30 protein-coding genes are annotated in these 26382 nt (G+C 49.9%); all 30 read left to right on the top strand.

The window, feature by feature from the left end; translation table 11 throughout:
• The first annotated feature begins 61 nt into the window (after positions 1–61).
• The 30 genes from G477_RS0102270 (at position 62) to aroH (ending at position 26318) form a co-directional block, all read left to right on the top strand.
• Positions 62–964: a MerR family transcriptional regulator gene (locus tag G477_RS0102270; protein WP_026696559.1), complete on the top strand. Its 903-nt coding sequence runs from the start codon at positions 62–64 to the stop codon at positions 962–964.
• Positions 965–1446: 482 nt separating this feature from the next.
• Positions 1447–2730, top strand: a complete 1284-nt coding sequence (locus G477_RS0102265) for a Glu/Leu/Phe/Val family dehydrogenase (RefSeq protein WP_026696558.1) — start codon at positions 1447–1449, stop codon at positions 2728–2730.
• Positions 2731–3354: 624 nt separating this feature from the next.
• Positions 3355–4338 (top strand): YpdA family putative bacillithiol disulfide reductase, encoded by a 984-nt coding sequence (locus G477_RS0102260; RefSeq protein ID WP_026696557.1) that lies wholly within the window; start codon positions 3355–3357, stop codon positions 4336–4338.
• Positions 4339–4351: 13 nt separating this feature from the next.
• Positions 4352–5302 carry an asparaginase gene (locus G477_RS0102255; RefSeq protein WP_026696556.1) on the top strand — a complete coding sequence of 317 codons (951 nt, stop codon included), beginning with the start codon at positions 4352–4354 and terminating at the stop codon, positions 5300–5302.
• A 4-nt stretch (positions 5303–5306) separates the two neighbouring features.
• Complete coding sequence (gene prsW / locus G477_RS18465; protein ID WP_245575342.1) at positions 5307–5969, top strand: glutamic-type intramembrane protease PrsW; 663 nt, start codon at positions 5307–5309, stop codon at positions 5967–5969.
• A gap of 60 nt (positions 5970–6029) precedes the next feature.
• On the top strand, positions 6030–6197 hold the full coding sequence (locus tag G477_RS21350) for a hypothetical protein (RefSeq protein ID WP_170203811.1): 168 nt from the start codon (positions 6030–6032) through the stop codon (positions 6195–6197).
• 374 nt (positions 6198–6571) lie between these two features.
• On the top strand, positions 6572–7225 hold the full coding sequence (locus G477_RS0102240) for a flagellar brake protein (protein WP_035210877.1): 654 nt from the start codon (positions 6572–6574) through the stop codon (positions 7223–7225).
• 30 nt (positions 7226–7255) lie between these two features.
• Positions 7256–7951, top strand: coding sequence for a (d)CMP kinase (gene cmk / locus G477_RS0102235; RefSeq protein ID WP_026696554.1), 696 nt, complete (start codon positions 7256–7258; stop codon positions 7949–7951).
• Entirely contained in the window at positions 7944–8531 is a 588-nt protein-coding gene (locus tag G477_RS0102230) for a lysophospholipid acyltransferase family protein (RefSeq protein WP_026696553.1), read from the top strand. The genes cmk and G477_RS0102230 overlap by 8 nt, the downstream gene beginning before the upstream one ends.
• A gap of 86 nt (positions 8532–8617) precedes the next feature.
• On the top strand, positions 8618–9769 hold the full coding sequence (rpsA, locus tag G477_RS0102225; RefSeq protein WP_026696552.1) for a 30S ribosomal protein S1: 1152 nt from the start codon (positions 8618–8620) through the stop codon (positions 9767–9769).
• 172 nt (positions 9770–9941) lie between these two features.
• Complete coding sequence (fni, locus tag G477_RS0102220) at positions 9942–10961, top strand: type 2 isopentenyl-diphosphate Delta-isomerase (RefSeq protein ID WP_026696551.1); 1020 nt, start codon at positions 9942–9944, stop codon at positions 10959–10961.
• 224 nt (positions 10962–11185) lie between these two features.
• Complete coding sequence (gene der, locus G477_RS0102215) at positions 11186–12502, top strand: ribosome biogenesis GTPase Der (protein WP_026696550.1); 1317 nt, start codon at positions 11186–11188, stop codon at positions 12500–12502.
• 36 nt (positions 12503–12538) lie between these two features.
• On the top strand, positions 12539–13135 hold the full coding sequence (gene plsY, locus G477_RS0102210) for a glycerol-3-phosphate 1-O-acyltransferase PlsY (RefSeq protein WP_035210874.1): 597 nt from the start codon (positions 12539–12541) through the stop codon (positions 13133–13135).
• 23 nt (positions 13136–13158) lie between these two features.
• On the top strand, positions 13159–14214 hold the full coding sequence (locus G477_RS0102205; RefSeq protein ID WP_026696548.1) for an NAD(P)H-dependent glycerol-3-phosphate dehydrogenase: 1056 nt from the start codon (positions 13159–13161) through the stop codon (positions 14212–14214).
• 299 nt (positions 14215–14513) lie between these two features.
• Positions 14514–14717 (top strand): DUF2768 domain-containing protein, encoded by a 204-nt coding sequence (locus G477_RS0102200; protein WP_026696547.1) that lies wholly within the window; start codon positions 14514–14516, stop codon positions 14715–14717.
• Between the two features lie 26 nt (positions 14718–14743).
• A complete protein-coding gene (locus G477_RS0102195) occupies positions 14744–15490 on the top strand; it encodes a hypothetical protein (RefSeq protein ID WP_026696546.1) in 747 nt (248 codons plus the stop codon).
• A 415-nt stretch (positions 15491–15905) separates the two neighbouring features.
• Complete coding sequence (locus G477_RS0102190; RefSeq protein ID WP_035210873.1) at positions 15906–16178, top strand: HU family DNA-binding protein; 273 nt, start codon at positions 15906–15908, stop codon at positions 16176–16178.
• A 116-nt stretch (positions 16179–16294) separates the two neighbouring features.
• A complete protein-coding gene (locus G477_RS0102185; protein WP_026696544.1) occupies positions 16295–16591 on the top strand; it encodes a hypothetical protein in 297 nt (98 codons plus the stop codon).
• Between the two features lie 28 nt (positions 16592–16619).
• A complete protein-coding gene (folE, locus tag G477_RS0102180; protein ID WP_026696543.1) occupies positions 16620–17195 on the top strand; it encodes a GTP cyclohydrolase I FolE in 576 nt (191 codons plus the stop codon).
• 26 nt (positions 17196–17221) lie between these two features.
• Entirely contained in the window at positions 17222–17446 is a 225-nt protein-coding gene (gene mtrB / locus G477_RS0102175; RefSeq protein WP_026696542.1) for a trp RNA-binding attenuation protein MtrB, read from the top strand.
• Between the two features lie 132 nt (positions 17447–17578).
• Positions 17579–18313: a heptaprenyl diphosphate synthase component 1 gene (locus G477_RS20400; RefSeq protein ID WP_051287607.1), complete on the top strand. Its 735-nt coding sequence runs from the start codon at positions 17579–17581 to the stop codon at positions 18311–18313.
• Positions 18314–18318: 5 nt separating this feature from the next.
• Positions 18319–19026, top strand: coding sequence for a demethylmenaquinone methyltransferase (locus G477_RS0102165; RefSeq protein ID WP_026696541.1), 708 nt, complete (start codon positions 18319–18321; stop codon positions 19024–19026).
• A gap of 3 nt (positions 19027–19029) precedes the next feature.
• Positions 19030–19893, top strand: a complete 864-nt coding sequence (locus tag G477_RS0102160; RefSeq protein ID WP_026696540.1) for a UbiA-like polyprenyltransferase — start codon at positions 19030–19032, stop codon at positions 19891–19893.
• A gap of 18 nt (positions 19894–19911) precedes the next feature.
• Entirely contained in the window at positions 19912–20781 is an 870-nt protein-coding gene (locus tag G477_RS0102155; protein ID WP_026696539.1) for a menaquinone biosynthesis protein, read from the top strand.
• Entirely contained in the window at positions 20778–21743 is a 966-nt protein-coding gene (locus G477_RS0102150) for a polyprenyl synthetase family protein (RefSeq protein WP_026696538.1), read from the top strand. Before G477_RS0102155 ends, G477_RS0102150 begins: the two co-directional genes overlap by 4 nt.
• 154 nt (positions 21744–21897) lie before the next feature.
• Positions 21898–22341 (top strand): nucleoside-diphosphate kinase, encoded by a 444-nt coding sequence (gene ndk / locus G477_RS0102145; RefSeq protein WP_026696537.1) that lies wholly within the window; start codon positions 21898–21900, stop codon positions 22339–22341.
• A 467-nt stretch (positions 22342–22808) separates the two neighbouring features.
• The gene (locus G477_RS0102135) at positions 22809–23585 is read left to right on the top strand and encodes a CheR family methyltransferase (protein WP_026696536.1); all 777 of its coding nucleotides are present in this window, start codon (positions 22809–22811) and stop codon (positions 23583–23585) included.
• Positions 23586–23694: 109 nt separating this feature from the next.
• Positions 23695–24867: a chorismate synthase gene (gene aroC / locus G477_RS0102130; RefSeq protein WP_026696535.1), complete on the top strand. Its 1173-nt coding sequence runs from the start codon at positions 23695–23697 to the stop codon at positions 24865–24867.
• The gene (aroB, locus tag G477_RS0102125) at positions 24868–25947 is read left to right on the top strand and encodes a 3-dehydroquinate synthase (protein WP_035210870.1); all 1080 of its coding nucleotides are present in this window, start codon (positions 24868–24870) and stop codon (positions 25945–25947) included.
• Positions 25944–26318: a chorismate mutase gene (gene aroH / locus G477_RS0102120; protein WP_026696533.1), complete on the top strand. Its 375-nt coding sequence runs from the start codon at positions 25944–25946 to the stop codon at positions 26316–26318. The genes aroB and aroH overlap by 4 nt, the downstream gene beginning before the upstream one ends.
• Positions 26319–26382: the final 64 nt, after the last annotated feature.

Genomic DNA, 26382 nt, shown 5'->3' with positions numbered 1-26382 from the left:
GAATGTCCTATATGGTTGAATCAATAGTATTATTATTAGCAGCGAAGCAGGTGACATCATAATGAGCGAGCCCCAAGGGAAATATAATATCAAAGCGGTATCCAATCTTCTCGGTGTTCACGCGGGAACGCTCCGGGCCTGGGAGCGGCGGTATTCTATTATTGAACCTGTCCGTAACGAGGCGGGGCATCGTCTGTACACAGAGGATCACGTCCGGATTTTGAAATGGATTGTCAATAAAGTAGATAATGGGTTTACCATTGGTCAGGCGGTAGACCTGCTGAACAACCAGGAAGAAGCAGCGTACATCGATGACGATCCGCGCTATATTAATCAGATGGACCAGCTCCAGGAACAGATCATGCATGAACTGCTGCGGTTTCAGGAGAAAAAAGCCCATGATCTGATTGACCGGGCATTCGGTCTTTTTTCGACGGAAAAAGTGCTGATTCACATTATGGGCGGTATCATGATGGAGATTGGTCTCCGATGGGAGCGTGGAGAGATCCGGACAGCACATGAACATTTTGCCACGTCGATTCTCCGGACGAGAATCGGCATGGTCTTCCAGTCTCTTCCGGTAAACAGTTTTCTGCCTAAAGTAATCTGTGTCTGCGCTCCTGAGGATCAGCATGAAATTGGCCTGCTGATCTTCACGTACTTTCTTAAACAGAGAGGATACGAAACAGTCTATCTCGGCAGTGGTATTCCCGGCGAAGACGTCGCCTATGTAGTAGAGGAGCTTGGTGCAGCGTTCACCGTTATCTCTACGACGATTCCCGCTCACAAAAGAAACGCGCTGCGGCTGGCCGAATCTCTCTCCAGACAATATCCTGATCTTCGGGTAGGGCTCGGTGGTTATGCTGTGCAGCATTTCTCAGAAGAGGAGATAGAACGGGTTTCCGGCATGCTTGTCGGTTCGAACGAAGACGAATGGCTCCGCTGGCTGAAAAACGGCTCCTGATAAGGAGCTTTTTCTTATATGATAGGACTGTATAAGTTTTCATACAGTCTGACGGCGGTTCAATGCGCTGCTGGGAAGAAACAAAGAACGTTTTCTTCCTCAAAAAGCTTGCTGCGCTTCCCCACGCCGTTCCGACCAAAAGGCGCTTCGCGCTTTTGTTCTAGGCGTAACTTTACACATACTCATGGACTGCCGACGAAGGCTGGAACGGCATCACTGAACAACGCTGCGAACCGGGGTGTATTGACACCATCATCCTGCAGGAAAAGAACCGGTCATCGTGTTTCGGGCGAGCATGCTGCCACTGCCAGAAGCTCTTTATGCCTTTGGTGCAGAACCTGCGGAAGAGGTGGCATGCACAAAATTGGTAAGCTCGTTTGTCTAATTGTTAAAAGGGTATGGAAAAACAGCACACACTTCTTTATAGTAAAAGGTGAGGAAGGTTTGAGAAAAGAACCGATTCGACACTTGAGGTGAAGAGGATGGACGAAAAAGAAAAGAACAATGAGCAGCATCAGGAGAGAGGAAAAGAGCCGGATGTGCTTGATTCGACTCAGACAGTCATTCATAAAGCGCTCGGCAAGCTCGGATACTCCGATGAGGTATATGAACTAATGAAGGAACCGATGCGGATGATGACCGTGCGGATTCCAGTGAAGATGGACGACGGATCGACGCAGATTTTCACCGGGTACAGAGCGCAGCATAATGATGCCATCGGTCCGACCAAAGGTGGAGTAAGATTCCATCCGGATGTGACGGAGACAGAGGTGAAAGCGCTCTCGATCTGGATGAGCCTGAAAGCAGGTATCGTGAATCTTCCATACGGCGGAGGGAAGGGCGGCATTGTTTGTGACCCACGCAACATGTCGTTCCCGGAAGTGGAGCGGCTCAGCCGCGGCTATGTGCGGGCAATCAGTCAGATTGTAGGACCGACAAAAGATATTCCTGCTCCAGACGTACTTACCAATTCTCAGATTATGGCATGGATGATGGATGAGTACAGCAGAATGAAAGAGTTTGATTCTCCAGGCTTTATAACTGGTAAACCGATTGTGCTCGGCGGCTCGCATGGACGCGAGTCTGCAACAGCCAAAGGTGTAACGATTTCTATCAAAGAAGCGGCGAAACGGAAAGGCATTCATCTCGAAGGGGCGAGGATCGCCATCCAAGGTTTTGGAAATGCCGGCAGCTTCCTGGCTAAGTTCATGCATGATGCCGGTGCAAAAGTTGTTGGAATTTCTGATGTGCAGGGAGCTCTGTATGATCCGGAAGGACTGGATGTTGACTACCTTCTCGACCGAAGAGACAGCTTTGGCACGGTGTCCAACCTGTTTAAAAATACGATATCGAATCATGAGCTTCTGGAGCTGGAGTGTGATATCCTGGTTCCCGCTGCAATTGAAAATCAAATTACAGAAGAAAATGCAGACCGTATTAAGGCAAACATTGTTGTGGAGGCTGCGAACGGCCCGACAACCATGAGGGCAACGGAAATTCTTTATGATAGAGGGATCCTCGTCGTACCGGACGTCCTTGCGAGTTCCGGTGGAGTGACGGTTTCCTACTTTGAATGGGTTCAAAACAATCAAGGGTACTACTGGGAAGAAGAAGAGGTAGAAGAGAAGCTTGAAAAACTGATGGTACAGGCATTCGATAATGTATATCGAGTAGCACAGATGCGGAATGTAGACATGCGTCTGGCAGCCTACATGGTGGGAGTCAGAAAAATGGCCGAAGCCAGTCGGTTCCGAGGCTGGATTTGAGTATTGGCTCAGTCAGATGCAGCAGGATCTGTTTCAACATAAACGAAAGCTCACAGCCTGATTCGATAATCGGGCTGTGGGATTCCGTCAAAAGACGACGTCTCGATGGTTGGCAGAGAGATGTCGTCTTTTTATGATTATTCCGGGCCGCTTCAGCGTATAACTCTCTGCCGGCAGGAAGTGTTGTAGCTGATAAGAATGTATGCATTCTCATCGAGGGAAACGGCGTCGCGCGCTGCGCGGGAAGCAGGAAGACCGCTTTCTTCCCTTCAAAAACGTGCGGCAAACGCCGCTCGTACAAATAGACGCGCTGCGCTTTCGTTCTTAGGAACCCTGCTATCGAACAAAAGAACGCTCCGCGAAATATTCTTCTGACGTTCAACAAGACTTGTCCTGTGGAGGAGAGTCCGAAACGTTTAACATGTCTCGATGTTGAGCAGAGCATGAAAATGCAGGTCTCTGCAACTGAGAGTGAGGAACATGCAGCTCTGCTGGGCAGACAGGAAAGCCGCGCCGCCCCAGCACTCCACTGCATGCATCTAGTAATCACATTTTGAACAAGGGTTTTGAGCTTTGGCGTGTCTTGTATTAAACTATAACAAGCAGAACAAAGGAGGATTTTTCGTGCAGAAGGAAAAAATCATTATTATTGGAGCTGGACCATGCGGCCTGTCTGCAGCGATTGAACTCCAGCAGCGAGGGTATGATCCCCTCGTTATCGAAAAAGGAAACATTGTCGAAGCCATCTACCGGTACCCGACCCACCAGCAGTTTTTTTCTACGAGCGAGAAGCTCTCCATCGGCGGCATTCCATTCTACAGTACGGAACGAAAGCCGAAACGGAATGAGGCCCTGGTTTACTACCGCAAAGTAGTAGAAGAAAAGCAGGTGCGGGTCCATGCATATGAAACCGTCACAGGCGTCGAACGGGATACATCCTTTACCGTGACAACGAAAAAGAAAGGAGGGGTCCGCAAGTATGAAGCTGAGGCAGTCGTCATCGCCACGGGCTATTATGACTCCCCGAACTACATGAATATTAAAGGGGAACATCAGCCCCATGTGTATCATTATTTTCATGAAGCGCATCCGTTTTTCGGTCAGAAAACAGCTGTGATCGGGGGTAAAAATTCCGCCGTCGACGCTGCGCTCGAACTCGAAAAAGCCGGGGCGGATGTAACGGTGTATTATCGGGGCAGCAGTTATTCCTCAAGCATCAAACCATGGATTCTGCCCGAATTTGATTCGCTCGTACGCAAGCATGCCATCCGCATGCATTTCGACAGCTCTGTGGAGGAAATCAAGGAGTCCACACTTCTGGCGCGGACGCCGGATGGGCTCCTCGAAGAAGAGGCGGACTTTGTGTTCGCGATGACCGGGTATCATCCGGACCATTCTTTTATAAGGAGCATCGGTGTGCACGTAGACGAAGCGACGGGCAGGCCGGAAGCAGACCCGGAGACAATGGAGACGAATGTAGCGGGTGTTTATATTGCAGGTGTCATTGCAGCCGGCAACAATGCGAATGAAATTTTCATTGAAAACGGCAGGTGGCACGGGGAGAAAATCGCGGATCACATTACTTCACTCGTGACAGCTGACCGCTGACAGGAGGAAACGGATGAAGAAAGTAAAGATTTTGACTACAGGCGGCACAATTGCCAGCAGGAAAAATGAAGAAGGACGTTTGGAGGCAGGTCTCTATACAGGGGAGGAGCTAGCCTCCCGACTCGGACTTCCTCAAGATATTCATATCTCGATACGCTCGGTTTTCCAGAAGCCGAGTGTACATATCACAACCGAGGATATCCACCATCTATATGCGTGTGTAAAGGAAGCGGAAAATGAGGTGGACGGCATCGTCATCACCCACGGAACGGACACATTGGAAGAATCGGCGTATTTCATGAGTCTGATCTACGGCGGGGAGAAGCCGATTGTGTTTACCGGATCCCAGCGCGGGCCGGACGCTCTCGGAAGTGATGCCTACATCAACCTCCGGCATGCCTGCTACACCGCTGCAGCCCCGGTGATGACAGGCATCGGGACCGTGGTCGTCTTTAACGAAAGAATTTTTTCTGCTAAATATGTAAAAAAAGAACACGCGTCCAATATTCAAGGGTTTAACGCTTTCGGTTTCGGCTACCTCGGTATCATCGATAACGATGCTGTGCACCTGTATCAGAAACCGGTAATCCGTGAATGTTTTGCAGCGGCAGATGTGCCGGTAAACGTCGAGCTTGTCAAAGCCGCAATGGCTGCATCCCCCGGTTATCTTTATGCCTTAATCGAAGACCCTCCGGATGGAGTTGTGATCGAAGGGATGGGGAGAGGGCAGGTACCGCCATCGTGGATTGCTCCGATCGAGACCCTGGTTCAACTGGGCACAGCTGTTGTGCTGACTACGTCAGCGGAAGAAGGAAACGTCTATACGACGTATGAATACCCGGGGAGTGCCTGGGATATGGAAAAATCAGGAGTAATCCTCGGTCACGATGAAGACAGTAAAAAAGCAAGAATGAAACTTACTGCTTGTCTGCAGGCGGGCAGCAGCGCATCGGAAGCATTTTAATAAGGTGTTTATTCTGATCCTTACAGCAGCGGCTGCCCCTGCTGCGGCGCTTCTATTTTTCTTTTATATGAAAGATGAGTTCGAGCAGGAACCACCGTCCTTCGTACTGAAGTGTTTTTTTCTCGGAGGAATGCTCGTTGTTCCTGCACTCTTCCTTCAGTATGCTCTCTCAGAGGCTGCGGAGCAGACGTCGGTCGTGCATGCTGCTGCAGGTGCTGGTATCGAAGAGTTTTTCAAGTGGTTCCTGCTGCTCGTGTTTGTCTACCCGCATGCGGCGATGAATCAGCGTTATGATGGTATTGTCTATGCAGCAGCGGCTGGTCTCGGCTTTGCTTCTGTAGAAAATGTTCTTTATTTAACGGCGTATGGCCTGGATACAGCTTTCTACCGGGCTCTGTTTCCGGTCAGTGGCCACGCGCTCTTCGGCGTGGTAATGGGATATTATTTTGGCCGTGCCAAATTCGCTCCGGACAAAAAAGGGATGTTTTTAACGGCTGCTCTGATCTTTCCCCTGCTCCTTCACGCTGGTTACAACGCCGTCCTTCGTGCACCAGCAGCTTCACAATGGCTGCTTCCCGCGTTCATGCTTGTTCTATGGGGGGCTGCAGTCTGGAAAGTAAAGCGTGCAAACACGGCACAGCGCATGGCGTCACAGCGCGAAACTTGAATGCTGCCGCACTTTCATTGTATAGTGGTATAATAAAGTGAAGGAAAGGAAGTGACGTCGTTGCCTGAAACAAAACAGCGCTATAAAGTGATCATCCGTTGTGAAAACTGTGGAGAGAAGTATATCCTGCGTGGACGACCGAACGAAGCAGGAGGCTTTGATACAGGATTTAAGCGTTGTGTCTGCGGCAATGAAACGGCCTTTGACATGGATGTTTCACCCGAGTAGCACTCCAATAACAGGACCAGCCTTCAGCATGCTTTAGCAGCAGTACGTATAGATGAAAGAAGGATTGCGCCCCCATGAATTAGAGGGTAAGAGCGCTTTTGATCGATAGAACAGCCGCTAACCGGTTGAAAAAAGGCACCAGAAGCGATTTATCTTCTGGTGCCTTTTTGTCCAGGAGGGACACGCTGCAGCAGCAGAAGCCGCCGGTCTGCGTAGATGACATGCAGCGGCGGCCGGTGTACCAGCATGAATTCCTTCTGCTGATACCGCCCATGGAAGGCTTTCGTCCGGTATGTGTGGCGTTGAAAAGGCTTGATTTATGTATGCGGGACCAACATAATAGAATAGGAACGGATGGGGGAGGAGGAAGCAGCTTGATTAAAGTCGGGAATATGATTCATCTGGAAGCAGAAGATGAAGAATCAGGCGTAGAAAAACTCAGGAGCAAAATTCTTGATTACGATAAGGACCGTATTTACATAGACTATCCAATCTCTGAAAAAACCGATAAACAGCGTTTTTTTCTCGATGGGACGCAGTTCAACGTCTCGTTTATTGGAAAGGATGAAGCTGTCTACAGTTTCAGAACGGAAGTGACTGGAAGAGCGAGAGACCGGGTGCCGATGCTGGTGCTCAAAGATCCTGGGAAAGACAATTACACCCGGATTCAACGCAGGGAATTTGTCCGGCTCGATACGTCGCTGGATGCTGCTTTTTATAGTCCTGATGATCTATTTGAACCTTTCACGACAACGACGATAGATATCAGCGGCGGTGGGATGGCAGCAAGACTGCCGGAGACGTTGACTATTAAAAAGGGAGAGCTCGTTGACATCTGGTCTGCCGTTCCATTCCGCAACGGAGATATTGAATACCTGCGACTGAAAGCAGAGACGGTCAGAGTGGTTCCGGGTACCGGGTGGTCAACCGGATCGTTCAAATTTATCGGTATTGATGAGTCCATGCGTCAGAAGATTGTCCGCTACATCTTTGAAAAGCAGCAGGAATATAAAGAGCGAGGGTTGTAAATACAAGTACTGATTATTGGAGGGAACGTTGTGAGCAGCAGAACAGACAGCAGGGCCAATATCGCGGTGGATGGTCCCGCCGGCGCCGGAAAGAGCACGGCAGCGAAACTATTGGCTGAACGACTTGGGTTTGATTATATCGACACGGGGGCGATGTACCGCGCCTTGACGTGGAAAGCGGTCCAGGAGAAGGTCGATGTGCATAATGAACAGGAACTGGAGCGGCTTCTTCAGGAGATGAAACTTGTGATGAAGCCCGCCGGGGGGGAAATAGACATCTTTGCGGATGACAGGCGGATTACAGAGGAAGTGAGAAGCAGTGAAGTCACCAATCAAGTTTCCTATACGGCAGCCCACCAGAAAATACGCAGCGGAATGGTCGAGAAGCAGAAGCGGATGGCTTCCGGCGGCGGCTGCGTGATGGACGGCCGGGATATCGGTACCGCCGTCCTGCCGGATGCGTCGTTTAAATTTTTTCTCACCGCTGAAGTGGAAGAGCGTGCCAGGAGACGCCATCTGGAGCAGCTGGATAAAGGGATTGAATCAGATCTGGAGACGCTGAAAGAGGAAATTGCCTCTCGGGATAAACTGGACTCCGAGCGTGAAACTGCACCACTGCGAAAAGCTTCCGACGCCGTTGAAATTGATACAACAAGCATGTCACTTGAAGAAGTTGTTGAAAAAATGTATAAAATAATCACAAAGCGGGTAAATGATTATGAGTAAACTATATTCTACAGGTCAGTTTGTCTGCAGAACGTTTTTCCGGCTTTTCTTCCGGGTCCGGATTCTGGGCAGAGAGAATATCCCGGAAGGGGAAGGGGTCATGCTCTGCAGTAACCACATTAATAACCTGGATCCGCCGCTTCTGGGAGCCTTTATTAAACGGCAGACCAGATATATGGCCAAGTCGGAACTGTTTCATGCTCCATTGTTGAAGCAGCTGCTGCCGAAGCTGGGCGCTTTTCCCATCAAAAGAGGAACAAGCGACCGTCAGGCACTTCGCAATGGGCTGTCACTATTGAAACAGGAGGAAGTGATCGGCATTTTTCCTGAAGGTACACGCAGCCGCACAGGAGAATTGGGAGAAGGTATGACCGGAGTAGGGTTTTTTGCCCTTCGCTCGCAGGCTGTTGTGATACCGTGCGCGGTGGTCGGAAGTTATAAGCCATTCTCAAAACTGCTGCTTGTCTACGGTGAGCCTCTCGACATGGAAAAACTACGGCGCGAGAAGGCCGATGCTGAAGAGGCCACGAAAGAAATCATGAACGGAATCCAGAATCTTTTAGATAAATATAAAAAATAAGCAGGAATCTGCGGACAGACTGTAGAAGTAACACTAGTGAAGAAGTATAGGCCCGGTTTTGACGGGATATAGGGAGGTAATTGTCCATGGTAGAAGAAATGAACAATGAAATGACAGACTTTCGTTCACTGTCTGTCGGAGATCTTGTGACAGGTACAATTGCAAAAGTAGAGGATAAACAGGCTTTTGTAAATGTCGGCTACAAAATGGATGGCGTGCTGCCAATCAGCGAATTATCCAGTCTTCATGTTGAGAAAGTCAGCGATGTCCTCGCAGAAGGAGAAGAACACGAGTTCAAGGTAACGAAGCTTTCAGAAGATGAGCTTGTTCTCTCCAAAAAAGCAGTAGCTGCTGAAAAAGCATGGGAAGAAATGGAAAAGAAGCTGGAAAGTGGAGAGATTTTCGAAGCGGAAGTCGCTGATGTTGTAAAAGGCGGCCTCGTCGTAGATGTTGGTGTCCGCGGCTTCATTCCGGCATCACTGGTAGAACGTCATTATGTAGAAGATTTTTCATCTTATAAGGGTAGAACGCTGCGTCTGAAAGCAGTGGAAATGGACAGAGAACGCAACAAGCTGATTCTTTCTCAGCGGGCCGTGCTGGACGAAGAAGCGTCGCTGAAAAAGAAAGATACCCTGGAGAAGATTCAGGAAGGAGACGTCATTGCCGGTACCGTACAAAGATTGACGGACTTCGGTGCCTTCGTTGATATCGGTGGTGTAGACGGACTTGTTCATATTTCCCAGATGGCACATCAGCATGTGGAGAAGCCGTCCGATGTCGTTGCTGAAGGAGATCAGGTGAATGTGAAAGTCCTTTCCGTAGACCCGGACAATGAACGGATTTCTTTATCTATCAAAGATACACTTCCAGGGCCTTGGGAGCAGATTGCTGCTAAGATCAAACAGGATGATGTCATCGAAGGTACAGTTAAGCGCCTTGTTTCCTTTGGTGCATTTGTGGAAGTGGCACCTGGAGTAGAAGGACTTGTTCACATTTCGCAGATTGCCAACCGCCATATCGCAACACCAGGCGAAGTGCTTTCTGAAGGCGACACCGTCGAAGCGAAAGTACTCGACGTTAACGTCGGCGAAAAACGAATCAGCCTGAGCATCCGTGTCCTGCAGGACGACAATGAAGAACAGCAGTCCGGCGGTTCGCAGGATGATTACCAGAATGAAGATGAAGGCGGATTTTCCGTCGGTGATATGATTGGTGATCAGCTGAAAAAGTATAAATAAGCGCTGTGATCAGCGATGTTAGATGATAGCAAGCAACGGCCTGCAGTTGATCTGCCCGTTGCTTGCTTTATCATGTTTTAGACGGTATGCAGAAAATCCGACCGGTTCTGCTGACGGTTTAGGATAAAGGTATTGAAAGTCAGCAGGTAAAATCGTAAAGGGAGTGGCAGCAATGTCCAGAAGCCAGCGCAAAATAGACCACATCAAACATGCACTTAATCAGGAACCGCCGGGCGGTGGATATGACGACATCCGCTTTGTGCATCAAAGTCTTCCTGAAACCGATGCAGCCGACGTGAATCTGAAGCAGAAGTTTCAGGGGAAAGATTGGGATTATCCAGTCATGATCAATGCGATGACCGGCGGAGGAGGCACGGAAACGGAACGATTGAATGAATCCCTTGCGGAGGCATCCGCATACTTGAAGATACCGATGGCTGTAGGCTCACAGACAGCCGCAGTGAAAGACGTTTCGCAGGAGCACAGCTATACCATTGTTAGAAGGAAAAACCCGAGCGGTCTTATTTTCGCCAATGCCGGCATGGATTGTACATATGAACAGGCGTTACGCTGTGTAGACATGATTGAAGCTGATGCGATGCAGATTCATTTAAACACGGTACAGGAGCTCGTCATGCCGGAAGGGGACAGAGCCTTCAGCGGGATTCTCGCAGGACTGGAAAAGCTGGTGCGTGATCTGCCAGTACCGTTGATTGTGAAGGAAGTCGGGTTCGGGATGAGCCGTGACACGATAAACAAGCTGAGCAGTATCGGTGTTTCCCGCATTGATGTCGGCGGAAGAGGCGGGACGAATTTCGCCTCTATCGAAAACGCCCGGCGGTCCCTGCCGCTCGAGGGATTCAACAGCTGGGGGATGACTACGGCGGAAAGCCTGTTGGAGGTACGTGGATTCGGCGGTCATGTGACGGCAGCAGGCGGCATTCGTGATGCCGGGGATGCCGTGAAATCATTTGCACTCGGGGCAGATGCAGTCGGCATGGCCGGCCCTGCCCTGCGGATGGCGAATGAAGGAGGCACCGAAGCTGTCATCGACGGAATGAATCATATGATCGAAGAAATTCGATTTATCATGACCGCCCTCGGTACCGAAACGGTCGAAGCCGTCCGGCATGTTCCGTATGTGCTGCATGGTTCATTAAAAGAGTGGGCAGAACAGCGGCCGTCTCAGTAGTGTTCCGAAGAGGAGCAGCCAGAAAAAGAAGAAAAAAAGGCTGATCTCTGGACACGGTCCCAGTTCTCACTGCTTCATGTTATAATAACGTAGGCAAGCTCCGTCAACAGCCTTATACCCGTCTGTACCTCCTGACACAGGGGGAAATAATACTCAGAAGGGGACGTCTAGACAGCCGCTGCCAGAAAAGATAGATTTGTAAAGATAGAAAGTGGGGAACAATATTGTCAAAACCAGTATTAGCTGTGGTCGGAAGACCGAACGTAGGAAAATCGACCATTTTTAACCGTTTAATTGGAGAGCGTCTTTCCATCGTAGAAGATAAACCCGGGGTTACGAGGGATCGTATTTACAGCTCGGCGGAATGGCTCCATCATCAGTTTTTTATCATTGACACCGGTGGCATCGAAATGACCGATGAACCGCTTCTTACACAGATGAGGATGCAGGCGGAACTTGCCGTGGATGAAGCCGATGTGATCTGTTTCGTCGTCGATGGCAGGCAGGGCATGACAAGTGCCGATGAAGAAGTAGCAAGGCTGCTTCAGCGTTCGAATAAAGATGTTATCGTGGCCGTGAACAAAATGGATGACCATTCGATGCATGAAAAAATTTACGAGTTTTACAGTCTCGGTATCGGCGACGTGTATCCGGTTTCGGGGTCCCACGGTCTCGGATTTGGTGATCTTCTCGATGCCGCATGCAGTATGTTTCCGCTGGACGCTGATGATCCATACGAAGAGGATACGATCCGCATGAGTCTGATCGGACGACCGAATGTGGGTAAATCCTCGCTTGTGAATGCCATCCTCGGAGAAGAGCGGGTCATCGTCAGCAGCATTCCCGGGACAACAAGGGACGCGGTAGACACGCCATTTACGAAAGAGGATCAGGATTATGTCGTCATTGACACAGCCGGCATGCGGAAAAAAGGGAAAGTATACGAGTCCACGGAAAAATACAGCGTACTGCGGGCGCTGAAAGCGATCGACCGTTCGGATGTTGTTCTGATGGTGCTGGATGGTGAAGAAGGTATTATCGAACAGGACAAAAAGATTGCTGGGTACGCTCACGAAGCAGGGCGAGCGGTTGTCATCGTCGTGAACAAATGGGATGCCGTCGAGAAGGACGACAAGACCATGAATGAATTTGAAGAGAAAATCCGCGGCGAATTTCAATATATGGATTATGCGCCCATTGTGTTCCTGTCCGCGAAGACAAAGCAGAAACTTCACAACCTTCTTCCGGTCGTGAAAGAAGTGAGTGAATCTCAGAACATGCGGATCAAGACAAACGTACTCAACGATGTCATCGTCGATGCGGTCACATCGAATCCGACCCCAGTGGGACACAGCGGAAGAAGGCTTAGGATTAATTACGCAACACAGGTTTCCGTGGCACCTCCGACGTTCGTACTATTCGTCAATGATCCGGAACTGATGCACTTCTCCTACAGACGCTATATTGAAAATAACCTGCGCCGTGCCTTTGGCTTTGTCGGTACGCCGATTCGAATTCTCGAGAGAAAGAAAAGTGATTAACCAGCCCTTTTACTAGAGAAAGGAGGTGGAATCAGCATGATTATTGCAGCTATCGTGATATCTTATCTGCTTGGAGCGGTCAGCTTCAGCTATTTGATGGGGCAGTTGTTAAAAAAGCTTGATATTCGCGAGCATGGCAGTGGCAATGCCGGTGCCACGAATACACTGAGAGTACTCGGGAAAGGCCCGGCTGTCATCGTGCTGCTTCTGGACTGTGCGAAAGGTATCGGCGCTGTCTGGATCGGCTGGTCCATGACAGGAGGCGACCCACTGGCCGGAGCAGCTGCAGGTGCGGCCGCTGTGATTGGGCACAACTGGCCTGTTTATTTCGGTTTCCGCGGCGGTAAAGGCGTTGCGACGACCATTGGTGTATTAGCGACACTAGTATTCCTGCCGGCTCTTGCGGCAGGCATTACAGCTATAATTTCTATCATTATTACCCGCTATGTGTCGCTGGGATCCTTGATCTTTGTATCAGGAACGGCCGTCATCACCTTGACGTCGTCTTTCTGGCATCTATACCCATGGGAATACACTTCCGTTGTCGTCCTGCTTGCGGTTTTATCCATCTGGAAGCATCGAAGCAATATCGAAAGGTTACGGAGCCGAACGGAGAGTAAACTCGGACAGTAAAGCAGACCGGAGGAGGAATAATCATGAGCAGCACTGCGGTAATCGGTTCAGGCAGCTGGGGAACAGCTCTGGCTAGTGTCCTGCATGACAACAATCGTGAAGTAAGGTTATGGACGAGATCAGAAGATCATGCTGAAACGATGAAACGAACAAGAGAAAACCCGAAATATTTGAAGGGAGCACCTCTTGGGAGCCACATTCATCCAACTGCCTCTATAGAAGAGGCGGTATCCGGAGCATCGCATATCGTTCTTGTCGTCCCGACGAAAGCGATACGGGATGTGATGGAGCGCATGCGCCCTTATCTAGAACCGGATGCCCTGCTCATTCACGCCAGTAAAGGAATCGAACCAGGGTCCCACCTGCGGATTTCCCAGATTATCCATGAGTATGCTCCGGACCACATGATCGCCTGCCTCAGCGGACCGAGTCATGCAGAGGAAGTCTGGCAGCAGCAGCCGACGACGGTTACAGCGTCCTCGCTTCACATGGAAGCAGCCGAGGCGGTCCAGGATCTGTTCATGAATCAGGCCTTCCGTGTCTATACGAACCCGGATCTGATCGGCGTTGAAATCGGTGGTGCGTTGAAAAACATCATCGCGATCGGCTCCGGCATGACCCACGGGCTCGGTTTCGGCGATAACGCGCGTGCGGCATTAATGACGAGAGGGCTCGCGGAGATATCGCGGATCGGAACACGCATGGGAGCAGATCCGCTGACCTTTTCCGGCTTGTCCGGACTGGGAGATTTAATTGTTACATGCACCTCCGTCCACAGCCGGAATTGGAGAGCTGGGAACATGATTGGCAAAGGATACTCCGTGGACGCGGTCGAGTCGGAAATGGGAATGGTTGTTGAAGGGATGAGAACGACAAAAGCAGCGGCGCAGCTTGCAGAAAAACTGCAGGTCGAGATGCCGATCACCGAAGAGCTCCATCAGGTTCTGTTTCATCGAAAAGATGTAAAAGAAGCCGTGGAGGCGCTGATGGGAAGAGTGAAAAAACGGGAGGCAGAAGGGCTTATGCTCGGTCGTCCTGCCGTTATGGAAGATGATCCGCTCGACCATTTTGAACCATAAATGCGATAACGCCGCTCCGGATTCGGCGCTGGATCAAAAGAAGATAAGCAGGAACCATCGCGCCGGGAGTCTCTTCCGGCGCGATGGTTTCCGTGGAGACGTGCTTGTTCCCGCATGGACTGAAAACACGCGTGGGCGCTGTTTTCCTCGTCGGCAGGATGCTTCTTTATGAACAAATCGTGACAATTCGTCAGAAGAGGCTCGCTTCCTTCATACCAAAGTGTGTTTGAACATGCGTTCCGCTGCGCTGATATGCTATAATTGCGGCGCAAACAGCTCGAGAAGGGGGGATGAACAACATGTTTGAAGATCCATTACTCAAAATGTGGATTTCCTTTATTGCGATGGGACTAATGTTTCTCTCCGTAGTTATTACTATATTCACGAAAGAAAAATTGACAGGTTTTTTTCGATATACACTGCTGTCTTTAAGTTTCGTCTGCATTGTCGTCTCCGGATTGATTGTCATATTGGTGACCTTCAGTGGTCCGGTGCCGGAATAAAATTTCAGAAAGCAGAGGGATGAGTTATGAAAGTCCTGCCGTCCGCTTCACTGCTTGCTGCTGTCCTTCTTCTTACAGGATGCATGTATCCTCAGGAAGAACGAAGCCGTAATCATGGACCGAATCAGGAACAGCTCGACCGAGTACAATCAGCTGTTGACCAGTTCCATGAAAACCGTGGAGTGCTTCCAATCGCCACAAGAGATGCGGATACCCCGATTTTCCAGCGGTATCCTATCGAATTTTCACAAATTGTTCCATCCTATATGAGTGAACCACCGGGAAATGCGTTTGAGAATGGTGGAGACTACCTGTATGTGCTGACGCATGTGGAAGAAGAGCCGCAGGCAGGCCTCATTGATCTTGGAACGACCAGCACCATCCAGGAATTGGAACGAAATATCCACGATTATCGGGCTCAGCACGACTATGCCCCAGTTGATGAAATCGTAGGGAACGAACTGCTGCTCCTTGATTTCGATGCACTCGGGTATGAGGAGCCACCAACAGTAGCAAGTCCGTTTCACCCTGACCATCGGCTTCCGCTCCTGTATACGACGCAGGGGGATGTGATCATTGACTATTCTCTGGATATTGAATATTATGTGGAAGAATACGGAGCTGACAGTATCGATGACGAAGATCTCCGCTGGCTTCTCGTTGAGCACGCGCCTTTCGTTCCGGCGTATTCGATGCCTCAAAAACAAAGCGGCGGCGACATTGTCTTTTTCGATGAGGAATCAGGTGAAGAGATTTCCCAAGCTGCTGAATGACAGGAGCAGGTGCACACAATGTGTCATCCGTTCGGCCTGCGTGAACCATAGAGGCTATGCCGGCTGCATTTTTTCCGGCGTAACCTTCTCTGGTTAAGGCAGCGGGCTGATACCGGCTGCGCTGTGTATAATAACATAAGTGAATCCTAAAATATGGTACATCCTTCTTTCAAAACACGGTGACTTGGATTTCACCGGAGGGGTTTACTTTAGAACAGCTCTATGATGCGGGTTAAGCCGATCTATCCTGAATTACCCATATTTAACAGGAATTTAATTAAAAATCGAAGAAATCCTGAAAAAATGTTGATTTCATGGGCTTTTTCGTTTAACATAAGCCTTGTTATACCGTGTGTAAGCGGGTAGCCTGGAAGTGAGTTTTCATGAACGATTACTTTACAGGGAGGTGAATTGCATGAATAAAACAGAACTGATCAATGCAGTTGCTGAAAAAACGGATCTTTCCAAGAAAGATGCGACTGGCGCTGTAGATGCGGTATTTGACATTATCACAGAATCTCTCCAGAAAGAAGAGAAGGTTCAGCTGATTGGTTTCGGTAACTTTGAGGTCCGTGAGCGGGCTGCACGTAAAGGCCGTAATCCTCAGACAGGGGAAGAGATTGAAATCCCTGCGAGCAATGTCCCTGCATTTAAACCAGGTAAAGCTCTGAAAGACGCTGTAAAGTAATTACATAAGTTTCCTTATGTAATAAAGAACCCGGCAGAAACTCTGTCGGGTTTTCTTTTATGTGAGGGAAATGGATACGTTTTTATAAAGGGGGAGGCGGGGGCTGTGTCCGCTGCATGAGAAGAAAGCAGTCTATTTTTGTTTTGTCATCAACAGAAACGCAGTTCATTTTCCGGCAGGGGGCTTCTGCTCTTTTTGTTACTGCTTATTCTGCACTGGAACAAGTGCTCGCGTTTTCACGGGAATCGCTTTGCTGGAAGGATGTGTCGTTCAACGAAGCGCAGCTGCCTTTAGTAGGTTATGGTCGTGCTTTTCCTGCTTTTATGAAAGGGGTCTTCAGCTTGATCCCGGCCGTGCTGATTTGTTGTACGCGCACTTTTGGTTGTGCTATGCTCAAAAAGACACAAAACTAAATTACATCCACGATGGAGGCTGAAAACTATGAGCCAGTTTGACTATGATAAAATTCAGCAGGCGGTTACGATGATTCTGGAAGCAGTCGGGGAAGACCCATCCCGTGAAGGTCTTCAGGATACGCCGAAACGGGTAGCAAAGATGTATGAAGAAGTTTTCCAGGGACTGCATCAGGACCCGAAAGAGCATTTCAGCACAGTGTTTGGGGAAGACCATGAAGAGCTGGTCCTCGTCAAAGACATCCCGTTTTATTCGATGTGTGAACACCACCTGGTGCCGTTTTTCGGCCGGGCCCACATCGGCTACCTTCCACAGGGCGGTAAAGTCACCGGACTGAGCAAGCTGGCGCGTGCGGTGGAAGCTGTTACGAAGCGCCCGCAGCTGCAGGAGCGCATAACCTCAACGATTGCTGATTCTATGGTTGATACACTGGATCCAAGGGGAGTTATGGTGATTGTGGAAGCTGAACACATGTGCATGACGATGCGCGGAGTGAAGAAGCCTGGTTCCATGACCGTAACGTCGGCTGTCCGCGGATCATTTAAAGATAATGAGGCGGCAAGAGCAGAAGTACTTTCTCTTATCGGACATACAGCCCGTTGACTGCTGCAGGAAAGGAGTGGCTGTCTGTGAGCCAGAATAATGACTATATAGTGATCAAAGCCATGGAAGACGGTGTCAACGTGATCGGACTGACACGGGGGACGGATACACGGTTCCACCATTCGGAGAAACTGGACCGCGACGAGATGATGATTGCTCAATTTACTGAACATACCTCAGCCGTGAAAATCAGGGGGAAAGCGGTCATCCAGACGTCCCATGGAGAGATGAGTACGGATGACGGTGCATAATCAGCGGAGGACAGAGGAGTCACGACAATCTGCTTCGATTCCTTCCTAGAGGGAACGTGGTTATGCTATACTGAACAAGCGATAAAGAAACTGCCCGGCCCCGGGAATACCGGCAGTCTGGAGGAAGCTGACATGACCGCAATTTATGATAACGTGCATACTCTACACCGGCTGACATCCGAATTTCGTCATCGGGTGACCCACCCGTATGTGCAGCGGTTCATTCCAGAACCTGTGCTGAACCCATTGCAGGCGGGTGTCCTATTAAACGTTCTGGAAGGAAAGCAACTTAACGAAGATCAACGAGTATCGACAGCCCTTGCTGCTCTTCTTGTGCAGACAGCGATGGATATTCATGACGAGATCGGGAACATCGAAGTAACGAACGAGGCTGACCGGAAACAACGTCAGTTGACCGTGCTTGCCGGAGACTATTTAAGCAGTCTTTATTATACGATTTTAGCGGAATCCGGCGATCCGGACTTCATCAGCGTTTTTTCGGCATCCGTACAGGAAATAAACGAAGCGAAGATGAGAATGAAATACAGCACAAGTATGCGGGAAGCGTTCCCGCACTATATTACAGCAAGAAGTTCTCTGGCTGTTCATACGGCTGCATCGTGTGGTCAAAGCAGCCTGGCTCCTGCCATCAGGCAGCTCTTTTTACTGCAGGCAGCGGCAGGAGAGGTTACCGACGTCCTGTTTGAAGATGTACAGCCGCTCGTCGCAGCTCAACGGGAAAACATGCTCAGCGCTGCCTATTTTCGATTTAAGAGCGAAGCAGCCGAAGCCGGTGAATCGGTTCCGGGATTTCTAATGTATGAAGCTGAACGCCTGAGAACGCTTGTGGAGCACAGGAGTGGGTGAGTTCGTTGCAGACCAATAAAGAAAAGCGTGTACACGAAGTATTCGAATCGATTTCCGGCCATTACGACCGTATGAATGCAGTGATCAGTTTCAAGCGGCATGAACGCTGGCGGATCGATACGATGGAAAGAATGAGCGTATTTCCCGGAGCGTCAGCCCTGGACGTCTGCTGCGGCACCGCAGACTGGACGAGGCAGCTGGCGGATGAAGCCGGTGAAACGGGGCGGGTTGTCGGTCTCGATTTCAGTCGGTCCATGCTGAACGAAGGAGAAAAGAAAATACAGGGGTACCCTCAAGCATCGTTGATACAGGGAAATGCGATGGAACTTCCTTTCGAGGACAATTCGTTTGACTTTGTCACTATTGGATTCGGACTGCGGAACGTCCCCGACTATGTCCAGGTGCTTAAAGAAATGAATCGGGTCGCCAAACCTGGCGGCCTTGTTGTATGTCTGGATACGTCGAAGCCGACGCTGCCTGTCATTAAACAGATGTACTGGTTCTATTTTTCTACGGTTATGCCGATGATGGGCCGGTTGTTTGCGGACAGCTATGAACAGTATTCCTGGCTTCAGGAGTCAACCAAAGCATTCCCCGGAAGAAGGGGGCTGGTCCGCTGCTTCTTTCAGGCAGGGTTTACGAAAGTCCGTGTAAAAGCATATGCGCTTGGTGCGGCAGCGGCCCACTTTGCTGTCAAACCTGGGGGAGAGTAAGAGATGCTTCGTAAAACAAAAATTATTCTTGAAATGATAAAATTTGAACATACGGTTTTCGCGCTGCCTTTTGCCTTTTTAGGGGCGCTTCTCGGGAGCTGGTCTATTCTCGGCACGTGGCCTGCATGGATGGATCTGCTTTGGATTACGGTGGCGATGGTTGGTGCGAGAAGCGCCGCGATGTCGTTAAACCGAGTGATTGATGCCCGGATCGACAAGGAGAATCCGCGCACGGCTGGCAGAGCTATACCGGCAGGACTGCTGTCCATCGCTGAAACGATGCTGTTTATCATCGTATCGTTTGCCGTCTTAATTTTTGCAGCCTTTCAGCTGAACATGCTGGCTGTGTACCTTCTTCCTGCCGCCGTGTTTTTCCTTGTCTTCTATTCCTATACGAAACGCTTCACATGGGCCTGTCACGTTTTTCTCGGGTGTACCATCGGCCTGGCCCCGCTCGGAGGATGGGTCGGCGCGGCAGGCTCATTAAATTGGGAGGCGTTCGTCCTTTTCACTGCTGTGGCACTATGGACCGCAGGTTTTGATGTTATCTATGCAACACAGGATGCCGAGTATGACCGGGAAGTGAATCTGCATTCAATACCGAGCCGGTTTGGCATTGCCCCTGCGCTCACGTTTGCAAGAATGTTCCATCTTGTCAGTTTCGCTTCGATGACGGCGCTTGTCTTTATTACTCCTCTCAGCTGGTTGTTTGGAGCTGGCGTTTTGATTGTCGGTGCGATCATGGTGTATGAACATACGCTCGTTAAACCTCACGATCTCTCTAAAGTGAACGTTGCTTTTTTTACGATGAACGGGATCATCAGCATCACGATGCTGACCTTTGCGATCGGAGATTTATGGATGTAAATAAAGGAGGCTGCTCGCATGGCTCTTCATGTGGGTGAAATAAAATATACAAATATACAGCCGATGTTCTCCAAGCTGCCGAAGCAAGCGCTGGAGGATGAAGGATTTTCTTTTTCCACTGCGGTTCCTTCCCAGCTGAATGAGCGAATGGCTCAGGGCACAGTGGATGTCGGGGGCATCAGCTCTTTTGAGTATGCCCGTCATGCAGAAGAGTATATGCTGCTTCCGGAGCTTTCGGTTGCTTCTGATGGTGCTGTCGGCTCGATCTACCTGTTCAGCCGGTTTGCCGCTGAGGAGCTGGAGGGCAGAAATGTTGCCCTGACAGCCAGTTCTGCAACATCGGTTCATCTTCTCAAGCTGATCCTGCAGCGGTCATACGGTGTGCAGCCGTACTATCGGGTGATGGAGCCGGATCTGGAACAGATGCTCTCCGAGTGTGATGCCTGTCTCCTGATAGGAGATGACGCTATTCAGGCATCCTTTCAGACAGAGGAGAAGATGTATCAGTATGATTTGGGCTGGGAATGGAAAACTTTCACCGGTTTTCCGATGACGTATGCGCTTTTTGCTGTACGTTCTGCTGCGGCAGCCAGGCACCCGTCATCTACGGAGCGGATACATGAAGCTTTTAAGGAAAGCAGGAAATCAAATGAAGCAGAGGATTTTCAGCAGCTGACAAGCTGGGCTCATGCAGCGTTTGGAGGAGGATTCGACTTCTGGCGCTGTTATTTCCGGACGCTGCAGTACAGATTCACTGCAGAACAAAGAAAAGGATTGGAACTCTTTTATCAGATGCTGGAAGAAGAAGGGTTTCTTCATACTGCTCCGGATTTAACCTTCTGGAAGCCTGAAAAGAGAGATGCGGCTGATAAGGTGGATATAACATGAAACTCACGGATATATACCGGCAGTACCGCCGGGATATTGCTTTTTTGGAAAAAGAAATAGAGAAAAACACGTCTTCAGAGCACCCAGTACTGCAGCAGGCATCTTCTCATATCCGCAAAGCCGGTGGAAAAAGAATAAGGCCTGTGTTTGTGCTTCTCAGTGCCGGCTACGGGGAATACGACCTGGACAGATTAAAAAATGTCGCCGTACCGCTTGAACTGATTCACATGGCATCCCTTGTCCATGATGATGTCATTGATGATGCAGACAAAAGAAGAGGCAAAATGACGATTAAAGCGAAATGGGATAATCGTACAGCCATGTACGCGGGCGATTATATGTTTGCAAAAGCTACAGAAATGGCAGCAGCGGGCGGACAGTCGGAAGTTCATCTGATCCTCTCCAGAACCATGCGGGAAATGTGTCTCGGGGAAATTGAACAGCTCCGGGATCAATTTGTCATTCACCAGCAGCTTCGTGATTATCTCCGCAGAATCAAACGAAAGACTGCACTGCTGATTTCAGCCAGCTGTGAACTTGGAGCTGTCGTAAGCGGAGCAGAACCGCAGTATATCCGGGCCCTTCGTCAGTATGGCTATTATGTCGGGATGGCTTTTCAAATTACAGATGACATTCTGGACTTTGTCGGGACGGAAAAGGAACTCGGTAAGCCTGCTGGAAGCGACCTCGTGCAGGGGAATGTCACGTATCCGGCGCTGTACGCGATGCAGCGGGACGAGGAGCTTCGTAAAATGGTGACAGGATATATGATGAATCCCGATAATGAAGACCTGGACATTGAAGAGGTTATCAGCCGGATTCGAAGCACTGGTGCTGTGGAAGCGTCAAAAGAGCTTGCTGATCTGTACGTGCAAAAAGCGCAGGACGCTCTTCATCCTCTTCCGGGAGATACTGCACCCCTCAAAGAGATAGCAGCTTATATCGGCAGTAGAAAATTTTAGCTGTCCGGCTGCTTTCTTCTTCTGCTTCCCTGAGACTTTGAAGCATGTCAGAACCTTATATTTGTAAAAAGTGTGTTGAAAGCGTTGTCATCGGTTCTCCCTTTTGCTATAGTGAGATAGGATTAAAAATGTATGCATATGAGGAGTGGACTTGATGGAACAATCGTTTGTTATGGTAAAACCAGATGGAGTCAGACGCGGGCTGGCGAGCACTATCATGCAGCGCTTTGAGCAGAAAGGGTATCTCGTTCGTGGTGCCAAGCTGATGCAGATGAGCAGGGAGCTTGCTGAAACGCACTATGCAGAACATAAAGAGCGTCCTTTCTTCGGTGATCTGACGGCATTTATTACGTCAGGCCCAGTATTCGCTATGGTTCTTGAAGGCGAAGATGTTATTACAGAGGCGAGAAAAATGATTGGCAGTACCGATCCAAAAGAGGCAGCACCGGGAACGATTCGTGGAGACTTTGCGATTAAAAAATCCGAGAACATTATCCACGGCTCCGACTCTCCGGAAAGTGCGGAAAGAGAAATTCATCTTTTCTTTCAGGCTCAAGAGCTGATCCCATCTCAGGGGTCAGAAGCATCTGTCAAATAATCCTGAACCAGCTGCCGGTTGATGCGCTGATACCGTCATCTCCCCCGCAGGGTTGCGTTTCCGTCTGACATTCGTCAGGCGGATTCTTTTTGTACACGTCGTTGTTCAGCTGCCAGGTTTTCTTTCTTCGTGGAGATGCTGTCCCATTGTTCATCATGGTGATGTATCAAAATCTCCGTCTGTTTCATTCAAATCGGACTGCTTGGTATAAAAAAGAGGAGCGGGTGAGCGGGCATCACGTGTCTACACCTTCCCCACACCGGGGAGTAAAAGGGCAGATGGTGGCGAATCAACGAAGGAGAAGGGACCACTTAAATGAAAAGAGGAGCAGTCCCGGCTGGCACCAGCCACGTCAAGGACACCAGATGCAGAGGTTCATCCGGATGAAAGTTATCTGCGGATGGATGGACAGAACAAGGGATTTGGCTTAGAGTAGAGAAAATAACATCACTGCTGGGGGAGTCACGATGGACGACTATCAGACATTCATTCAAGCGATTTACAAGAAGACCGGTATTGACTTGTCTCTTTATAAAGAGGCGCAGATGAAACGCCGGTTGACCTCATTAAGAGATAAGCGTGGCTTTCGCAGTTTTGAAGCCTACTACCAAGCATTAACGAAAGACCAGGAATTGTTTGAAGAGTTTCTGCAGCGGATGACGATCAATGTATCTGAATTTTTTCGGAACCGCCCGAGGTGGGACGTTCTGGATCAGAAGCTCTTACCTGCACTTGTCAAAAACACGCCGAAGCTGAAAGTCTGGTCTGCAGCATGCTCCACCGGCGAAGAGCCTTACTCTTTATCGATTCTTCTCCGCAAGCATCTGCGGTCGGACCGCTTTTCGATTCTGGCTACGGACCTGGATCAGTCTATTCTCGACAGGGCCTGTTCCGGCTATTACACCGAGCGGGCGCTGAAGGAAGTGACGGAGCAGCATGTGAACGCCTACTTTGACAGCGAAGGCGCCGCCTACCGGGTGAAGAAAGAACTGCAGCAGCCGATTACCTTCCGCAGGCACAACCTGCTCGCTGATCCGTACGAGGAGGGTTTTGATCTGATTGTCTGCCGGAATGTGATGATATACTTTACGGAACAGGCGAAAGCAGAGATTTATCAGCGTTTCAGCCGTGCGCTGAAGCCTGGAGGCCTTCTTTTCGTCGGTTCAACAGAACAAATCTTTAATCCTGAGCAGTATGGATTAAAGACCGCTGACACGTTTTTTTATCAAAAAAGCCAAGGATGATTTCTGAAAATTGAGGTCTTCCTCTTGAAATTCTTTGTTATATCATGAACAATGGATGTACAGCAATTTAACGCATAAAAGCGATAAAGAAAGCAGAGGATGATGCATGATGAGATTTTTAACTGCAGGAGAATCACACGGTCCCCAGCTGACCGCAATTGTAGAAGGGGTGCCGTCCCAGCTTCCGCTGACAGCGGAAGATATCAATGAGCATCTCGCCCGCCGTCAGAAAGGGTATGGCAGAGGGCGCCGCATGCAGATCGAAAAAGATCAGGTACAGATCATGAGCGGCGTCCGTCACGGAAAAACGACGGGAGCCCCCATTACGCTTGTAATAGAGAATAAGGACTGGACTCATTGGACGAAAATCATGGGTGCAGAACCGTTATCTGAAGAAGAAGCAGAGAAAGTAAAGCGAAAAATTACGCGGCCGAGACCGGGTCATGCTGATTTAAATGGAGCAGTGAAGTACCGGCATCGGGATATGCGGAATGTACTGGAGCGCTCCAGTGCCCGAGAAACAACGGTCCGTGTTGCTGTCGGTGCGCTCGCTCAGGTGATTCTGCGTCAATTCGGCATCCGGCTCGCCGGGCATGTACTTGAAATCGGCGATGTAAAAGCGGCGCAGCTCGATTTCAGCTCCGTGGAGAAGCTGAAAGAAGTAACCGAGTCTTCTGAAGTGCGCTGTCAGGATGAAGAAGCTTCGGAAAAAATGAAAGCAGCCATTGACGATGCGAAAAAGAATGGTGATTCGATCGGCGGGATCGTCGAAGTCATTGCTGAGAATGTGCCGATCGGTCTTGGCAGCCATGTTCATTATGACCGTAAACTTGACGGGAAAATAGCCAGGTCCGTCCTCAGTATCAATGCTTTCAAAGGGGTGGAGATTGGTCTCGGATTCGATGCTGCCCGGATGAAAGGGAGCGAAGTACACGACGAAATCACGTACGATGAAGAAACAGGTTTCGGACGGAGCTCGAACCGCCTCGGCGGCTTTGAAGGGGGCATGACGAATGGCATGCCGATTGTCGTGCATGGTGCGATGAAACCAATACCGACTTTGTATAAACCACTTCAGAGTGTAGATATCGATACAAAAGAGCCGTTCACAGCTTCCATCGAACGCTCAGACAGCTGTGCTGTTCCTGCTGCAGCTGTTGTATGTGAAGCTGCTGTTGCCTGGGAAATTGCTGATGGATTCCTGGAAAAATTCGGATCTGACACCATGGAGGATATTCACAAGTCCTACGAGGCTTACATGAAAGAAGCGAGGGAGTTTTAAATGACGGCTGAGAGCTTGTGGATCCAAAGTCAGCATCACCAGTATCCTGTATTCGTTGAATCGGGCATTCGGAGCCGCACAGGAGATCTGCTGGCATCCAGCTGTCCTGGAGCGTCCTCCGTCCTGATTGCTGTAGATGAGCATGCTGCGCCGCTGTATCTTGAGGAAATCAAAGCTTCGTTCGATCAGCCGCCGTTTGTGTATGTCGTTCCTTCGGGAGAACAGGCGAAGTCCGAGGAAGAGTGGAGCCGCCTGTTAACATTTGCGCTTGAATGCGGACTGGATCGAACTTCGGTCATCATCGGTCTCGGCGGAGGGGTCACAGGTGATCTTGCCGGCTTTGCTGCTGCCTCCTATATGCGCGGAATCCGTTTTATCCAAATGCCGACGACGCTGCTTGCTCATGACAGCAGCGTCGGAGGGAAAACAGGCATCAACCATGAACTTGGGAAGAATTTGATCGGTGCCTTTCATGCCCCTTCAGCAGTCTTTTATGATCCGGACATGCTCCACTCTCTTCCGTTAAAAGAATGGCGCTCCGGCTATGCTGAAGTGTTGAAACATGGGTGGATCCGCCGCCCGGACTTACTGGAAGCATGGATGCAGGAAATAAAGCATCTGCCTGTCACTTCCGGTGAGAAGCTGAACAACCTCCTCCTCTCTTCGATTCAAGTGAAAGCAGACATTGTGGAGGAGGACGAACGGGAGTCCGGGATCAGGGCGTACTTGAATTTCGGTCATACGCTCGGGCATGCAGTTGAATCGGCCGTCGGCTATGGGGAGTTGACGCACGGGGAGTGCGTCGCGGTCGGGATGCTTTTTGCCCTCCGGTTGAGCGAAGAAGTGTACGAAACAAAACTTCATCCTGCCTCCTTTGAGGATTACCTTGAAGAACTTGGTTTTACTACGTCGCTTCCGGCAGGCCTTTCGGCAGATGCATTGATGAAAAAAATGAAACTGGATAAAAAAGCAGGGGCGGGGGAGCTCCGGTTTGTACTTCTTCAGGAAGCAGGGAAGCCGGAGCTGAAGCACGTAGATGAAGCCCACGTCCGTGATCTGCTTGAAAGGAGTTTATCATGATAAGAGGGATCCGCGGAGCGGTTACTGTAGAAGAAGACCGTCCTGAACTGATTCATGACGCTGTCATCCGCGTCGTGCGTGATATGGCTGACGCTAATGATCTTCATCCCGAGCAGGTCGCTCAAGTGATCATCACCATGACGGAAGATTTGACGTCAACATTTCCTGCCGGCGCAGTAAGAAAAATGGAAGGGTGGCAGTTTGTACCCGTTATGTGTGCGCAGGAAATTCCGGTGCCCGGCAGTATGGAAAAGTGCATCCGTCTGATGGTGACCGCGGAGGTTTCCGTTTCCCAGGCGGAAGTCCAGCACGTCTATCACGGAAAGGCAGCATCGCTGCGTCCGGATTTAAAGGCTGAGCAGAGACAGTAAGAACAGCATAGCAGAGCTGAGCGGAGAAGAGCTGATACAGCCTGATCCGCTTCGTCATTCTATT

This window comes from Alkalicoccus chagannorensis DSM 18086 (genome assembly GCF_000429725.1).
GTDB lineage: Bacteria > Bacillota > Bacilli > Bacillales > Salisediminibacteriaceae > Alkalicoccus > Alkalicoccus chagannorensis.
Note: the sequence above shows the minus strand (reverse complement) of the source record. Positions and strands in the feature narration are given on the sequence as shown.